The sequence below is a fragment of the Kitasatospora sp. NPDC127035 genome, from assembly GCF_042726075.1.
Lineage (GTDB): Bacteria > Actinomycetota > Actinomycetes > Streptomycetales > Streptomycetaceae > Kitasatospora.
This window is the reverse complement of sequence record NZ_JBHXDN010000003.1, coordinates 20,500-35,597: the sequence shown is the minus strand read 5'-3', so window position 1 is coordinate 35,597 and position 15,098 is coordinate 20,500. Positions and strand designations below refer to the sequence as shown.

The 15,098-nt window shown below is 72.4% G+C and carries 14 protein-coding genes; 6 read left to right on the top strand and 8 right to left on the bottom strand.

The annotated features are described in order from the left end of the window. Position 1: 1 nt before the first annotated feature. Positions 2 to 4,195: a CHAT domain-containing protein gene (locus ACFWIC_RS02195; RefSeq protein WP_380515070.1), complete on the bottom strand. Its 4,194-nt coding sequence runs from the start codon at positions 4,193 to 4,195 to the stop codon at positions 2 to 4. A gap of 102 nt (positions 4,196 to 4,297) precedes the next feature. Here ACFWIC_RS02195 and ACFWIC_RS02190 point away from each other — a divergent pair, with 102 nt between their 5' ends. The 3 genes from ACFWIC_RS02190 (at position 4,298) to ACFWIC_RS02180 (ending at position 7,107) form a co-directional block, all read left to right on the top strand. Further along, a complete protein-coding gene (locus ACFWIC_RS02190; protein ID WP_380515067.1) occupies positions 4,298 to 4,681 on the top strand; it encodes a hypothetical protein in 384 nt (127 codons plus the stop codon). Between the two features lie 7 nt (positions 4,682 to 4,688). Continuing rightward, the gene (locus ACFWIC_RS02185; RefSeq protein WP_380515064.1) at positions 4,689 to 5,498 is read left to right on the top strand and encodes a hypothetical protein; all 810 of its coding nucleotides are present in this window, start codon (positions 4,689 to 4,691) and stop codon (positions 5,496 to 5,498) included. A 316-nt stretch (positions 5,499 to 5,814) separates the two neighbouring features. Continuing rightward, positions 5,815 to 7,107: a hypothetical protein gene (locus tag ACFWIC_RS02180; protein WP_329948161.1), complete on the top strand. Its 1,293-nt coding sequence runs from the start codon at positions 5,815 to 5,817 to the stop codon at positions 7,105 to 7,107. 109 nt (positions 7,108 to 7,216) lie between these two features. On the opposite strand, the gene ACFWIC_RS02175 is transcribed toward ACFWIC_RS02180, so the two are convergent. Next, a complete protein-coding gene (locus ACFWIC_RS02175; RefSeq protein WP_380515062.1) occupies positions 7,217 to 8,845 on the bottom strand; it encodes a hypothetical protein in 1,629 nt (542 codons plus the stop codon). Between the two features lie 587 nt (positions 8,846 to 9,432). On the opposite strand from ACFWIC_RS02175, the gene ACFWIC_RS02170 reads away from it, so the two are divergent. Continuing rightward, positions 9,433 to 9,960: a hypothetical protein gene (locus ACFWIC_RS02170; protein WP_380515059.1), complete on the top strand. Its 528-nt coding sequence runs from the start codon at positions 9,433 to 9,435 to the stop codon at positions 9,958 to 9,960. A 90-nt stretch (positions 9,961 to 10,050) separates the two neighbouring features. On the opposite strand, the gene ACFWIC_RS02165 is transcribed toward ACFWIC_RS02170, so the two are convergent. From ACFWIC_RS02165 to ACFWIC_RS02155, 3 genes are all read right to left on the bottom strand, one after another. Further along, on the bottom strand, positions 10,051 to 10,539 hold the full coding sequence (locus ACFWIC_RS02165; RefSeq protein ID WP_380515056.1) for an NUDIX domain-containing protein: 489 nt from the start codon (positions 10,537 to 10,539) through the stop codon (positions 10,051 to 10,053). A gap of 76 nt (positions 10,540 to 10,615) precedes the next feature. Beyond that, complete coding sequence (locus tag ACFWIC_RS02160) at positions 10,616 to 10,858, bottom strand: hypothetical protein (RefSeq protein WP_380515054.1); 243 nt, start codon at positions 10,856 to 10,858, stop codon at positions 10,616 to 10,618. Further along, entirely contained in the window at positions 10,855 to 11,109 is a 255-nt protein-coding gene (locus ACFWIC_RS02155; RefSeq protein WP_380515052.1) for a hypothetical protein, read from the bottom strand. Before ACFWIC_RS02155 ends, ACFWIC_RS02160 begins: the two co-directional genes overlap by 4 nt. Positions 11,110 to 11,233: 124 nt before the next feature. On the opposite strand from ACFWIC_RS02155, the gene ACFWIC_RS02150 reads away from it, so the two are divergent. Together ACFWIC_RS02150 and ACFWIC_RS02145 are read left to right on the top strand one after the other, a co-directional pair. Beyond that, positions 11,234 to 12,076, top strand: coding sequence for a helix-turn-helix domain-containing protein (locus tag ACFWIC_RS02150; RefSeq protein WP_380515050.1), 843 nt, complete (start codon positions 11,234 to 11,236; stop codon positions 12,074 to 12,076). Next, positions 12,063 to 12,272 (top strand): DUF397 domain-containing protein, encoded by a 210-nt coding sequence (locus ACFWIC_RS02145; protein ID WP_380515047.1) that lies wholly within the window; start codon positions 12,063 to 12,065, stop codon positions 12,270 to 12,272. Before ACFWIC_RS02150 ends, ACFWIC_RS02145 begins: the two co-directional genes overlap by 14 nt. A 100-nt stretch (positions 12,273 to 12,372) precedes the next feature. Here ACFWIC_RS02145 and ACFWIC_RS02140 read toward each other — a convergent pair whose 3' ends face one another. The 3 genes from ACFWIC_RS02140 to ACFWIC_RS02130 form a co-directional block, all read right to left on the bottom strand. Further along, entirely contained in the window at positions 12,373 to 13,437 is a 1,065-nt protein-coding gene (locus tag ACFWIC_RS02140) for a CU044_5270 family protein (protein WP_380515045.1), read from the bottom strand. Continuing rightward, complete coding sequence (locus ACFWIC_RS02135) at positions 13,434 to 14,063, bottom strand: RNA polymerase sigma factor (RefSeq protein WP_380360303.1); 630 nt, start codon at positions 14,061 to 14,063, stop codon at positions 13,434 to 13,436. The genes ACFWIC_RS02140 and ACFWIC_RS02135 overlap by 4 nt, the downstream gene beginning before the upstream one ends. 276 nt (positions 14,064 to 14,339) lie before the next feature. Next, positions 14,340 to 14,813 carry a hypothetical protein gene (locus ACFWIC_RS02130; RefSeq protein ID WP_380360305.1) on the bottom strand — a complete coding sequence of 158 codons (474 nt, stop codon included), beginning with the start codon at positions 14,811 to 14,813 and terminating at the stop codon, positions 14,340 to 14,342. Positions 14,814 to 15,098: the final 285 nt, after the last annotated feature.

The window sequence follows — 15,098 nt, the reverse complement described above, 5'->3', positions numbered from 1 at the left end:
CTCAGGCGCCCGCGTGGACGTAGGCGGCCCAGATGTGGGGGCGGTCGGGTGTCCGGCGGCGGAGTTCGCGGACGGTGTGGTGCAGGGCGAGGGCGCTCCCCGGGGTGTCGTCGGCCGTCACTCGGCGGTAGAAGTCGCGGGTGACGTGGTCCGCGTGCGCGCTGTCGATCTCCCAGAGCGTGCCGACCGCGGCGGGGAAGCCGGCGAGCAGGAAGGCACTCGTGATGTGGATGGCTTCGTCGCTGAGCCGCTCCGAGGTGCGCGCCGTGCCGCACGCCGTGAGGAAGGCGAGCCTGGCGGCGTGCGGCCGGGCCCGGCAGATCTCCAGGACGGAGAGCTGCTCGCCGCTGGGCAGGTGGAGCCGGGCGCCGGACGGTTCGGCCGGGTCGGTGGCCGCGTGGCAGCCGAAGTGCACCCACTGGGTGCCGCCGAGTGCGCCGAGGACGGCCTCGCGGGTCGCCGCGGTGCCGACCAGCGGCGCGGGCGCCCGGAGCAGGCCGGCGGCGTAGCGGGCCGCCTCCGCGACGCCGGGCATCTCGTTCTCGGGGGCGGCGACCAGCAGGGCGGCGGTCCCTCCGGCGGCCGGGCCGCCGCCCTCGCGGTGGGCGGCCCGGGAGCGGGCGTACGCCAGGGTCTGGAACCCGGGGACGTAGGAGGAGACGACGGTGTCGAGCGCGGCGCCGCAGCCGGGCTCGTCGCAGTCGGGCAGGGTGCACTGGGCGGCGTGCAGCGGCAGGGCGTGGAAGGCCCCGGTGGGGATCCACCAGATCCGGGGCCACGCCCCGGAGTCGGGCACGGGTCCGTCGGCCCCCAGATGGGCGAGGACGGGGCGGACGATCTTGTGCCAGGTCCAGGACAGGGTGCGACGCGTGGTGGCCCCGGCGCCGACGAGGTCGGCCGGGGAGGGCCGGGCGGAGCCCCGGAGGCTGACGGCGCCGACGGCTTCGCGCAGCCGGTGGGCCGTGTCGGTGAGCTCGTCGGTCGGGGGCGCGAGGGGCAGCGCGGTGATCGTCCGGCCGGTCACCACGAGGGCGTGGAGGTAGTGCGGGCCCTGGAGGAGGACGACGACGGGCCCGTCGACGGCCAGCTCGCGCAACCGGTCGCCGGTGAGCGGCCGGAGGAAGGCGTCGAATCCGGGCAGGGTACGGATGTGCCCGATCAGCTCGTCGAGGTCCCGCGAGGCGTGGAGCCCGTCGAGCCGGGCCCGCTCGGGCACGACGTCGGGGGCCCGGCGAGGCCCGGCCTCGGCCGGACGGGGGGCCGGCCCGGTCGCCGGTCCGGCCTCCGGCCCGGTCGTGGTCAGATCGGCCAGCAGGCCGGTGAGCCGCTCGAACTCGCCCGCCGGCCCCGGGTGGGCGGCCCGCAGATCACCGAGGTCGGCGCTCGCCTCGATCCGCCGCGACAGCAGCAGCCCGCGCCCGCGCTCCAGCAGCTCGACGGCCCGCTCGACGTCGGGCCCGTCGACCACGGACCCCGTCCGGCGGGCGCCCGTGTCCCGGCCGGCAGCCACCGACAGGATCAGCTCGACGATGCCCCGGAGGTCCCCGTCGAACGAGGACAGCCCGTGCTCGGCCGCGGGCTGTGAGCTGCCCCGGTCGGTGACCTGCGCCAGCAGGTCGACGGCCACCTCGACGTGCGCAAGGGCCTTGGGGATGCCAGACCTCGACGCCCGCAGGGCATCCTGCGCGCCCCAGATCTCGATGTGCACCCTGGTCGCCACGGAGGGCGTGAAGCCGCCGGGAATCCGCGGGTTGATGGCGATCAGGCCCTCGAACAGCAGACGGTCCACGGCTTCCAGCCGGTTCGAGCTCTCGGGTGCCGGCCCTGTCGAGTCCACCGGTGGTGGGAACTGCAGGGTTCCGACGGCCATGGAGACGGGGATCCGCAGGAGGTCGGCCCACCCCTCGGGGGCCTCCGGCGCGACGGTGGCGATGACCCGCTCGATCTCGTCGATGAAACGCCGACTCTGACCGGGGTCGCTGCTCCCGTTCGCCCATACCCGTTGGGTGAGGACGGTGACGAGCGTCATCGCGGACGTCAGCCGTCGGCGGTGACCCGGGACGAACGCGGCGAACGTCGTCCGGCACCGGTCGATCAGCTCGTCGGTGAGGACGGCCTTCGGACGACCCCCCGGGCCGAGGAGGTCGATCAGGTTGAGGCAGTCATCGCCGACCGCGTCGAGCCGCAACTGCGCCGTCCACCTGGCCGAGCTCGTTTCGGCGCCGAGTTCCTTGATCCGCAGCGCCGCCCGGCGGGCCAGGGCCAGCTGGTCCGGCTCGTGACCGAGCAGGTAGTTCTGCACGGCGGTGGCGTACTCGGTGTTGGCCGACACGAACGCCTGGGCGAGGCCGGTGGCCCTGCGCGGGTCCCTGGGGCGGATCGCTGCTTCGGCGATGACCGCGGCTGCCTCGCGAGCGGCCTCCGGATCGATGCGAAAGGCAGAGACGGCCGTGAGGGCGTAGGCGAGGAGCTCGTCGGTGGCCTCGGAGTCCGCAGGGGCACGGGTGCGGGCGTAGCGGAGCAGCTGGATGATCTCGTCGATGACACCGAGGTCCTGGGAGGTGTTGGCCCGGACCATCAGGGTGGTGCCGAGGGTCGCGGCCACGTGGGCCCTCTGGAGGCTCTCGTTCTCGGTGAGTTCGGCCATGATCGCGCGCAACTCCGCGATCGCGTGGTCGAGGCCGTCCGTGTCGCCGGGGTCGATGAGGTCGAGCCGCAGAGCAGCGAACCGGGTCGGCAGGGACCTCAGCCGGGCGAGCTGCGGGTCGTCGAGGCCGTCGGCCGGTTCCGAGGGGAGGGCGGCGATCACGGCGAGGGCCAGGGCCGGCGCGTAGTGGCCAGCGAGCAGTGGATCGCAGATCGACGAGCCCGCCGGTGACGTGCGGGCGACCTCCTCGGTCAGCGTTCTCACGTCGGCATCCCTCCGGGCGGCCCCGGCCGGGTCGACCGCCCGCGATTCGTCGGCCCCGAGCCCGGTGAGGGCAGCCAGGACGGCAACGTAGGCGTAGCGGCGCGGCTCCTCCGGGGGGACCGCGGCCAGTGCGGCGCGGAACCGGGTGATCTGCTCGTCGGGGACCCTCGTGCCCGTGCTCATCGAGTCCGCGACGGCGAGGAGTTCCAGCTCGATGTCGGGGGGCGCGCCCTGGTGGTCGTACAGCTCCCGGAGCTGGTTCACGAGCTCCCCTGCCGCGCCCGGGTCGAGCTGTTCGGGGGCGGTGCCGTCACCTCGCTCCCGGAGGAACGCCTGCTGCGCCACGCTCAGGGCGGCGGTGACGACGGGATGCGCCGGGTGCTCGGCGGGTGTGGCGGCGAGGGCCGAGCGCAGCCGGTGCACGGCGCAGGCGATCCGGCAGGCGTCGTGCTCCTGGGTGCCTGCCTCCGTGAGGACGAGTCCGATCCGCAGCTCGAGCTGCCCCGGCCAGGAGGTCGAATCGGCCTGGAGCTCGCGCACCGTCCGCAGGGCCTCCAGGGCTTCCGGGGGCAGGGTGCCGGCCGGGGCCGCCGCGACCAGGCGGTCGACCTCCGCGAGCGGCGGGTCCCCGAGCATTCGCGCCGCGTCCAGGACGGTTCCGAGGGCGAGCGCGGCCATGCCGGTGCCGGCCGCGTCCAGGTCGCCGGGGGTGACGGAGGACAGTGCCTCGGTCGCCACCCGGCCGTGCCGCCCGGCGACGGCCAGCGCGCCCGGATCGGCGGTGAGCCGGAACCGGGCCAGCTCCAGTACGAGGGCCTGCATGGTCAATCCGATGTCCCCGTCGGGCCCCTCCGGCAGCAGGCTCCGGGCGAACGCGGACCAGGCGAGCGCGCGGCCCAGGGCTGCCAGTCGGTCGGGTTCGGCGACATCCGGGGCTTCGACCAGCTCGCCGTGGGCGGCGCCCGCGAGTTGGGCGAAGCGCGCGTCGTGGAGCGGGTCGGCGGGGTCGAAGGATTCGCGCAGCACGGCCGGGAACCGGATGTCCCCGGGGGTGCGGGATTGCAGGAAGCCGGAGGTGGCGCCGATGAAGAGAACGTTGACGGCGGCCTCCGGGTCGTCCGGCCCCTCGTGCCGGAACCAGAACGTCCGGAAGACGGCGAAGACCCTGTCGAGATCGACGGGACTCTCGGGCCATGTCGTCGCCTCGCGCAGGAGCGCGTACGCCTCGTCCGTCACCTCCGGAGCCCGGAGCGGTAGTGCGTCGTCGGTGTCCCTGTACCTCAACAGCCTTGCAGTAAACCGTTGGTGAAGGTCAGTCACGTATTCAGCGTAACCTGACGTATCGTGGCGAGGAGCGCATCGAGGGGGAACGGTAAGGGAGAGCCCGTGGGAGCCGGGGGCAAGGAGCGGCGGGTCTTCGAGGACGCCGTCGAGTACCTGTGCCGCAACGCCGGGGCGTTGCGCGATCTCGTCGGAGCGACCCGTTGGGACGGGCCCTTCGCCCTCGTCCGCGACGCCGACCCGGCCACCGGCGCGTGGCGCGACGCCGTCCGGGCCCTCCACGAGGCCGCCGAGGACGCCGGAATCCCCGGCGGGATCGGCCTGCGCACCACGATGGGGGTCGGCGACTGGCCGGGCGGGCCCACGCCGCGGTCGGTCGGCTGGGTCTGCCCCACGGACCGCTGCGCCCGGGTCGACCTGCCGGACGACGCCCCGCCGGACGCCCGGGTCTGCGCGCTGAGCGGCGGACCGTTGCGCCGAGTGGACTGAGACGCGCATGGGCCTGCTCCTCGAACTCCAGAAACGCATCCCCGACGGGTGGTTCCTGCGCCGTCTGCTGCCCGCCGTCCTCCTGGTCGTCGTCGCCGCCGTCGGGGGCCGGCTCGGGCACCGGCACTGGGCCGACCGCGGCCTCGCCCGGGAGGCGGTCGCCGGTGTGCTGCGGTTCGACGGCGGACTCGCGTCCGACAGCGCGGCGGTGCTCGCCCTCCTCGCGGTGGCCGCGGTGGTCGCCGCGTTCCTGCTGCCCTTCGCCGCCGGGGCGGTGGGCGCGCTGGCGTCGGGGGCCTGGCCCTGGTGGCTGACGCCGTTGGGGGAGCGGCTGACCCGCCGTCGGGCACGCCGGTGGGCGTCGCCTGCGGAGATCGCCCGGCAGGCCGTCCGGGCCCGCGCGGCCGGCCGCGAACTGCGCGCCGCCCGGCTCGACGCGCTCCGGGCCCGGGCGAACCCGATCGCTCCCACCGGCCCCACCTGGTCGGGCGACCGGCTGCGCGCGGCGGAGGAGCGCATCAGGGCGACGACCGGCGCGGATGTCGCCGAGGCGTGGACGGGCCTGTTCCTCGGTGCGTCCGACGCTTCCCGCGAGGCGCTGAGCGCGGTCCGCGACTCCTACGACGCGGCCTGCGAGGGCCTGGTGTGGGGCGCCGCCTTCGCCGTCGTCGGCCTCTGGTGGTGGCCCTCGGCGGTGGTGGGGATCCTCGTCGGCCTCGCCTCGTGGCGCTCCCTGCGCCGCGCCGTGGACTCCCTCTGCCGTACCACCGAGGCCGTCTTCGCCCTGCGGCAGACCGACAGCCCGCCCAGCCCCTGACCTCGGCCCCGACCCTCGGTCCGGCCCCCGCCCGTCCCGCGCGGGACGTCGGACGGGCCGACTTCTCGCGCGCCCGGGCCGGGCAGACGCCGGCGGCGGGCGCCCGCCGGTGCCCTGCCGCGCACCGGCCCCACCCCTACGAGGCCCCGTCGCTGCCCGTTCGGGCGGACCTCCCGCCGGTGGGGCCGGATCGGCGGCCCGGCCGGGTCGGCGGGCGACAGGATGCGTGCGGCGGTCCCCCCGGAGGACCGCCCCGCTACGCCCCGAAGCCCGAAGCCCGAAGCCCGAAGCCCGACGCCCCGCCCAGGAGACTGCCATGGCCCAGCGAAATCCCGTCCGGATCCCCGTCCGGAGGCTGGTGATCGGGTGCACGACGCTCGTCGCCACGGGTGCCGTGATCCTCACCCTCGCTCCCGCGCCGACCTCGTCCGCCGCGGAGCGGCCGTCCGGAGCCGCGCGCCCGGTGCTGACGTTCAGCAGCCTGGACGGTCCGGTCACGAAGGCGGAGATCGAGTCCTTCCGCTCCTACGCCCTGACGCTCACTCCCGCCCCGAACAACATCCGCAACCAGTGGGCCCAGGGACACAGCGGCGAGGACACCAAGGCGATGGGCCTGGTGTACGAGGTGTCCGCCGACCGGGCGGTCCTCGACCGGATGATCGTCTTCTGCGATGCCGTCCTCTCCGAGCGCAACGACCTGGCGGCGAAGCCGGTCGGGCAGCACGTGCTCTGGACCGGCAAGGTCGATCCGGCCTGGCCCAACGACGTGTCGGCCGCGCCCGTCGGTACCGGCGGCGAGCAGGGCGATCCGGTCGGCCACCTGGCCTACTGCGCGCAGCTCGTCCTGCGGACGCCCGCCCTCTGGCAGACGAAGGTGCCGGACCACGACCCGCACGGTTACGGTGCCACCTACCTCGACCGGGCGAAGCGGTTCGTCAAGGAGGCCGACACCGCCGTGGACCGCCACATCCTGGGCCGGCTGCTGGACGTCTCGAAGGGCGACCGCCAGTACTTCGCCGCGGACTCGCCGTACAAGGGCGGCAAGCCGGTCCCGTGGAACCAGCAGATGATGTTCGACTACGCCTTCCAGAACCTGGCGGTCGCCCACCAGTTGCTGGGCGACGACGCGAAGCGGGTCGCCCGGTACGACCGGCTGGTGCAGGCCAGCGTGGACTGGTTCTTCGCGGAGGCCCGCAGCTACCGGGATCCCGCCGGGAAGACCGCCTACGACTGGGTGTACGCGGCGCAGACCCGGGACAAGGAGGACAACAACCACGGCAGCCTGGACTGCGCGGGCCTCTACCGTGCCTACCTGTCCGGCCGGTACGGCATCACCGCCCAGCAGTTGGCGCCGCTGGCGAACACCTTCGTGGACGTGATGAGCACCGGATCGGGCCACTACGCCGGGCGTGTGGACGGCACCGACGGCACCGGGAACAGCGCGCCGACGAGCTACGTCCGCAGCGGTTGGCTGCTCACGGCGGAGTTCCGGCCGGACGCCTACGACAAGCTGATGAAGGCCAACTTCCCGAAGCGGACGACGACCGCCGCCGACCAGTTCTCCCGCGCGCTGATGCTCAAGTCCCGTCTGAACAAGCCGAAGGGCTGATCGGGCCCCGCCGGCCGACCGGCCGCGACGGGGCGGCGTGCCGGTCGAAGCCGCAGTCCTCGGCGAAGCGCTGCGACTGCGACTGCGACCGGCACGCGCACCGCAGACCCTAGAGCTCCCGGACGTGGGGCGGGTTGCCGGTGGAGATGGACAGCTTCCCCTGCTGGATCTGGACGTCGCACCCGCGGGTCAGCAGGCCGTAGTCCTTCGTCAGCGAGAAGTTGCCCCGGCCGAAGGTGACGCCGAGTCCCCGATCGAAGGTCACCCACTTCTTGAACTCGTTGATCCCGAAGAAGAGGATCCGGTCCGGCATGGTGACGAACAGCCGCTCGCCGTCGTGGCTGAGCTTCATCCCCCCGCCGACGGTGAGCAGGCCCTTCACGTGTCCTTCGCCGGCGTGCAGCTCGTTCAGATCGGCCTTGTCGGCGACGACGGCGCCGAGGTCGTGTCCACCGTCGCGGTAGACACGGACGCCGGACTTGGGGAACTCGATCCACCCGTCGGAGGTGTCACGGCCCTGGACCCACTTGGTGTTGACACCGTTGAGGTCGGCCTTGTCCGCGGCGACGGTGCCCCAGTCCTGGGTGCCGTCCTTGCGGACGTTGATGCCGGCTTGGGGGAAGTCGATCCAGCCGTTTCCGGCGGCGCGGTCGCCGACCCATGTGGTGTTGACGCCGTTGACGTCGGCGCGGTCGGCGGTGACGACGCCGAGGTCCTTGTGGGGGCCGTGGTAGACGTCGATGCCGGTGTCGGGGAAGTCGATCCAGCCGGAGTCGGGGGTCCGTCCCTTGACCGACCCGGTCCTCACGTCCTGTACGTCGGCGGTCTTCGCCGTGACCGTGCCCGCAGCACCGTTCCGGTCGTCGACCTTCACGCCGTCCGGGGTGAAGGTGACCCGGCCCTTGTCCGCCGTCCCCTCGATCCACGGGGAGCGCGTCCCGCTCCCGAACTCCGGGATGAGCGCGTGGACGGTGGTGGTGAGGAAGTACCCGTGCTGCGGCTGCCCGCCGTTGTCCGTCCCGGCGATCAGCGTGTACGTGGTGCCGCGCTTCGGGGCGGGGACGGACCAGCTGAAGGACGTGTCGACCACCGGAGGCGCGGTGACCGCCTGCACGGCGTGGGCCGCCGTGCCGTCCGGGTAGCGGATCCAGTAGTCGAGGTTGCTGGGCCCGTTCCACTTGAGTTCGAGCCACTGGCCCGCGTCCGTGTCCAGCAGGGACTGCGTCGCGCGGAAGTTGCGCGGCACCTTCGGGGACTGCTTGGCCAACGCCAGCGTGGTGGTGAAGGAGTCCGTCGGCATGGCCGCGTTGCCGTCGCCGCCACCGGTCCTCTCGTGGATCTTGACGAGGACCAGGCCGTCGCCCCGGGTGACGGGGATGTTCTCCAGCTTGAGGATGATCCCCTCGTTGCCGGGCAGGGTGACCTTCTTCCCCGGCCAGGTGCCGTGCTGGGCCCGGAACACGCGTTGGGTGTCGTCCCAGGCGAACTGCGGTTCGTCCAGCCAGGGTGGCGGCGTGTACGTCATGGAGAAGCCCGGTGTGATCGCCGCGGAGTCCGCCGTGAGGTGATCGGGGTCGGAGCCGACCGGGATCTCCACGTCGATGTACCTCCACTCCACCTCTTCCTGGTGGGAGTTGGAGACGATCACGTACACCGTCCCCACGGACGGTGCCCCGTCGGACGACGCCTGCAGTGACGTCGGATCCGTGACGATCTCGTAGTGCAGCAAGGACGGCACAGCGCGGACTCCCTACCTCGGCGTTACACACGGTGCGGGCAGCGGACGCACAGCGGGGCCGGGTGTCGCGAAGTGCCGTTCGGGTCGTTCGGGGCCCCACGCCGCGCCCGAGGACAGGTGCCAACAGGCCTGTCGACGGTAAGCAGCCCCCACCCGTCCGGGCATCGCGATCACGTGCAGCTGGCCCGAACCGATCTCGATCTGGCCGGAACCGCGGATCCCGGATTCCTCGGGTTCGGGGCAATCAACACCGTTGGCAAAAAGAGGAGTTGAGGGAAATTCAGCCAGAGCCGCGGCGGGCGTTTCCCGCCCGTTCGGCGCCCCGGCCGCGAGCAGGTCGGAGGCGTCCCGGCCGCCGTCGAGCTGCGGGGAGTCCACGGGAAGGCCGCCGTACCCGGCGGGTGCGGTTCGGCGGCCGGGCGTCGGCCGGGGGCGGCCGGTGCAATGTCTGCCAAGTCCTCTTGCTCGTGGGGTCATGGTGAATCACAGGCGTTGACCGGAAGAGGTCGGTTGTCGACCATGGCCGTGCAGAGTCCGACCGCTCGGGTCATCGGACCCGTCCCGCCCCCCCTTGGAGGGGATCGCCCATGCGCAAGTCACTGGGTACGGCACTCGCCGCCGCCGTCCTTGCCGTCGGAGGGTCGTTCGCCGCCGCCGGTCCTGCGGGAGCGGCGGCGGACGGCCGTCCGGTCGCGGGCTCGGGGCAGGCGGCGAGCGTCCGCCTCATCTGCTACTGGGCTCATGTCGCAGGCATCGGGTGGCAGAGCGGCAGCAGCTGCAACGGCGCCGTCGCGGGAACCGTCGGCGAGGGGCGGGCGGTCGAGGCACTGAAGTTCAGCACCAGCGGCATGTCCGGACTGTGCGCCCGTGCACACGTGTCCACCCTCGGCTGGCAGCCCTGGGCCTGTGTCGGGGACGGCGGGATCCTCCAGATCGGCACCACCGGTCAGTCCCTGGCGATCGAGGCCGTCGAGTTCCTGACGGACGGCAGGAGCATGGACGCCGACGCGCACCTGAGCGGCTACGGCTGGCAGGGGTGGCGGAGCGGCGGGCGCGTCCTGGTCGGTACCACCGGTGAGAACCGCGCGATCGAGGCGATCAAGGTGATCGGCTGATCCCGGAGCCGAGCCCGGCCCGTTCAGGTCCCGGTCCCCTACGGTCCCTCGCGCGCCGTCCTGTTGGGGCGGCGCGCGAGCGTTTTGGTGTCATTCGGCGGGGATGCCGCGGAGGAGGAAGGGGAGGTGGGCGCCTCGGGCGAGGGCGTCGAGGGCCTGGGTGGTGCGGTGGTGTTGGTCGGGGGTCATGGCGTCGGTGAGTTGGGCGCGGTGGAGCCAGTGGACGGCGGTGATGGTGTGGGGCGGGCGGTGGCGGGCGACGGTGGATTCCTGGGCGGGGGTGAGTCGGCCGCCCCAGTAGACGAAGTTGACGGCTTCGGGGAGGTGTCGGGCGTCGACGTAGTCGGTGGCGAGGACGGAGCGCAGGGGGAGGACGAGGCCGGTTTCGGTTTCGGTGTGGCGGCGGGCGGCGAGGTGGGGGAGTTCGTCGGCTTCGGCGCTGCCGCCGGGGAGCATGAGGCCGGAGCGGTAGGTGGTGGCGACGAGGAGGATCGCGCCGTCGCGGTTGAGGATGAGGGCCTGGTGGCCGAGGCGGCGGCGGGGCGGGTGGGTCAGGATCGTGGGGAGGTGGTTGAGCACGGGGGTCTCCTCGGTGGGGAGTTGACGGCGGTTCCGGTCGGGCCTGCGCCGGGGCCGGCGGCCCGACCGTGGGGGTTCAGGGGGTGGGGTCGGAATCGGGACCGGGGTCGGGGTCGGGGTTGTCGTGGGTGTCGGGTGAGAGCCAGGTGAAGCAGGCGGGCAGGCCGGCGCTGATGCCGGTGGCGAGGACGAGGCCGAAGATCAGGAGGCGGGGTCCGAGCGGTCCGTCGTGGATCGGCCGGCAGGCGAGGGCGGCGGTGAGGGTGCTGAGGGCGGGGACGCCGAGGGCGGTGGCGACGAGCGCGGGGGCCCGGTTCACGACGGGTCGTCGGCGCGCGGCCTGCTGGGCTGCTGGACGCTGAGGTAGCGGGGTTCGGGCAGGGGTCGGACGAGTTCGGGCCTGGTGGTCCACTCGCAGCCGCCGCCCTCGTGGCGGAGGTAGGCGAGGCCGCCGAGGGTGTCCATGTAGACGCCTTCGAGCACCCCACCGGCGGGGACGCGGCACCCGAAGTCACGGACCACCTCCCCGACGACGGGGGTGTACACGGGCATGCGGGGGCAGCTGGGCATGGGGGCTCCCTTGGTCGCGCTGTGCATCGGGATCACTACGATCCGCATCCATGGTGGAGGAACTGGAGCTACGATCGGAAGCTGAGGAACTGGCGAAATAGTTGTAGGTTCAGTTGGAGACGCCATGAACGAGCGCGAGCTTGACCCAACCTCATCTCGGTTCGCCCCGATCGGCGTTCAACTCCGCAGGTCACGCAAGGCTCAGAAGCTCACGCAGCCCCAACTCGGCGAGATCATCAGATTCTCAGCCTCGTACATCTCGCGAATTGAACGAGGAGTGGAGCCTCCGAGCCGCCGTCTCGCTCAGGAGGCGGATCGCGCCCTTGAGACCGGCGGCACCATTGAACTGATGCTCGACCAACTGGAACACGTCGTGCTCAAAGAGGGATTCCCGGAGTATGCGGAGAAGGAGGCGAAGGCGGTCACAATCCGACTCTTCCACCTTGGCGTGATCTCGGGGCTTCTCCAGACCGAGGAGTACGCGACGGCGTACGAGTTGGCTGCTGTTCGGCGGGGGATGACCACGCAGCAGCAGGCGGAAGCCCGTGTGAAGTTCCTTCTGGACCGACAGGCAGGCATGCGGCGAACCCCTCCACCGTTCGTGCAAGCGGTGGTTGACGAGTGGAACCTGCGGCGACCGATCGGTGGGCCTGCAGTGATGGCCCAGCAACTCCTATCCTTGGAGAAGCTGGCCGAGCTGCCGAATGTGACCATCCAGGTAGCGCCGCTTGAGCTCGGGGAGGACCGCCCGTTCGCCCATACAGTGACACTGCTGACCATGCCGAACGGCAAGCCCCTGGGCTACACGGAGAGCCACAAGACGGGCTACTTGGAGCGAGACGTCCAGATACTGTCATCTTGGGCCAGGGACTACGATCGGCTGCAGGTCGAGGCGCTACCCCGGGCCGGATCACTGGAGCTGATCAGAGCAGTACGGAAGGAATTTGAGAGCCATGCAGCACATTGACCTCACCGATGCTCAGTGGCGGAAGAGCTCGTACAGCGGCCAGGGTGGTGACTGCGTCGAGGTTGCCCGCGGCTTTCCCGGTGTTGTGCCTGTCCGTGACTCAAAGGACTCCCAAGGCCCGGCTCTCGTCTTCCCTGCGGAGGCTTGGCGCTCCTTCGTCGCTGCGGTCCGGTCGGACGAGTTCGGTTCTGTCTGACGCGACCGTGGATCGACCGGCACACGGGCGGCCGACTGATACGACAGCGGGCCTCCTGTGCGGGAGGCCCGCTGTCTACGGTCGTTCAGCGGCCGACGCGTCAGGCCTTGCCGGTGCCGGGCGGGCGGCCGGGGGCGTCGGTCGCGACGCGCTTGAGGACGGCGGTGTTGGCGGTGACGGTGCCGGGCTTGACCCCGAAGGCCTCGGTGACCTGGACACCGCGCTCGCCCAGGAAGGTGTAGCTGGTGCGGTCGAAGATCATCTCGTCGCGGGAGCCCGTGGTGGTGTTGGTGCGGGCGATGGCGATTCCGGCGCGTCCGGCGGCGTCGGTGGCGTTGTCGACGAGGACGACGCCGGGGATCCGGGCCGCGGCCTGGTAGAGCGCGGCGGCGAGCTTGCCGGGGACGGCCTGTTCGCGGACCATGGCGAGGACGGTGTCGAACGCCTCCTGGTCCGGTCCGTTGTTTCCGCCTCCCGCGGTCTCGGTGTAGATCTTCTGCAGCAGCACCTGCGGGTCGGTGGGCAGGGTGTGCAGGTAGTCGTAGGAGGGGTACCGCAGGCGGGCGTCGGTGTCCGACTTGAGTGCCTCGCCTCCTTGCGCGGTCTTGCCCTCCTCGGTGAGCCAGCCGGTGCGGCCGTCGGCGGAGCGCCATATCTGCCGCTGGTGGGGCTTGTCGACCCACGCCTTCTCCGCGCCGGTGTCGGCGTTGAGGGAGCCCATCAGGTAGGAGACGGTGCTCTCGACGTAGACGTACTGGCCGGGGCGCAGGACGAGGTCGGGGGTGGACTGGGCGGCCAGGGAGATGCGTTCCACCGCGCCGGCCAGTCCTGCGGTGTCGCCGGCCGTGACCTGCACGACGGACGCCGGGACACGGTCGCCCCGCACGGGGGCGGTGTCCGGGTTGCCGAACGTGGTGACCGCCACGGTGGCCGCGAGGGCGAAGGCGGCCAGTGTGGCGGGCAGGGCGATCAGCAGCCGGCGCCGGTTCCTGGCCTCGGGTCGGGCCGGCCCTGCGGCTTCGGGGGTGCGGGTGATCTCGCTCATCAGGAACTCCTCGATCTGGCGCTGCCGGTCGGGCTGGACGGCCGGCGTTTCGGCCGCGGGCAGCAGGTGCCTCAGCTCCGTGTCGTCGAGAGGCTGCTGCCGCTCCGGGACGCTGGTCATCTGTTCCACTCCTTGTCCGACCGGGCCGGAACCATCCGGCCACCCTGTATTTGTCCGGCGGCCCGCAGGGGTTCCGGGAGAGTTCTCGGCATCCGCCGCAGCTCCTTGTCGGCCAGCGCACGCAGTCGGGTGCGGGCCCTGGAGAGCCTGGAGCGCACGGTGCCGACCGGGATGCCCAGCGCCTTTGCGGCCTCGGGATACGTGAGACCCGCCCACACGCACAGTGAGAAGACTTCGCGCTCGCCGCGCCGGAGCTTCTCCAACGCCGCCTTGGCCGCGAGGAGTTGTTCGTGGTCGGCGAGACGGCCGACCAGCTCGTCGGCGAAGTCCGGGTCCGGTTCGGGGATCGGCATGCGGGAGAGGGCGGCGGTGTGCCGGCGGGCGGCCCTGGCCCGGTTGCGCAGGACGTTGACGGTGATGCCCATCAGCCAGGGGCGGGGCGTCGCCCATTCGTCGCGCAGCTTCTCCCGCAGCCGCCAGGCCTCCAGGAAGACCACCGCCATGACGTCCTCGGCCCCGGCGCGGTCCCCGGTCACCCGGACCGCGTGTGCCAGGACTGCCCGCGAGTGCTCCTGGAACAACTGCCGGAAGGCGTCGGGGTCGCCGGCTCTGATCCGTTCGTGCATCGAAAAGTCCACGTCACTGGGTTGTCCGGCCGCCGTACGGCAGTTCCGGTGACCCGCGTCACAGTCGGTCGGCCCCGCCGACTACGCCCGGCCCCCCGGCCCCTGAGCTTCCTACGCCCCCGACCCTCCCCGCGAACTCGTCGTCCACCACGGCCGGGCCGTCGGCGCGGGTGCCGGGCCGTAGGCGGGGTCACCGGAACCGGGGCGATCTGGCGGCCAGGCGCGCGGAGGAGGCCGGGAACGGTCAGGGGGCGGTCAGGGAGTGGTCGTCCGGGACTACTCCTGCGCCCCGGTCAGGACCTGCCCGCCGCCGGCTATCGGCGGCCCGTCGACGTACCAGCCGTTCCAGTTCCCGCTCTGGCTGCGGTCGCGGGACCACATGTGGTTGTAGTCGCTGCCGCGCGCGGTGATGGTGAAGGCGCCGCCGAGGGTCTGGCGGCGGATCACGACCTTGCTCGTGAAGTAGCCGCCCATGGAGGTCCAGTTGCTCAGCTTGTGGGAGCTGCCGCTTGTCCAGCGCGTCCACACGGCGTGGTCGGTGCCGATCACGAAGATCTCGCTGTTCCCGTCCTGGAAGCCGAAGTAGGTCACACCGTCGCCGAAGTCGCCGCCGCACAGGAAGCTGCCGCCGAACTGGTTGTTGCTGCAACGCGCGGGGATGTTGATGTCACCCGCCGACGCGGGAGCCGCGCTCAGCCCGATTCCGGCGAGGGCGGCGACGGCCGCGACGGCGGCCTTGATCTTGTTCATGTCTGCTCCTGATCGGTCGGGACCGGGCCTTCCGCCCGGGGCGCCCGGGCCGCAACCCTCCGGGGCCCGCCCGGCGGGGCCTCCACCGGTACCAACGGGAGTGCCGGCCGATCGAGTTCATCGCTCGCCCGCCCACCGGTCGGCGGTCACCGAGCACCTCCCTCCTCGAACGATCGGTCGCGGGTACGCCACGGGCCCCGGATCGGTTGCCCCGCCGGGCCGGTTCCCGCCGCCCGCGCCGGGTCGTGCCCGTTCGGACACCGGAGGGGTGCGCAGGGGTGCAGG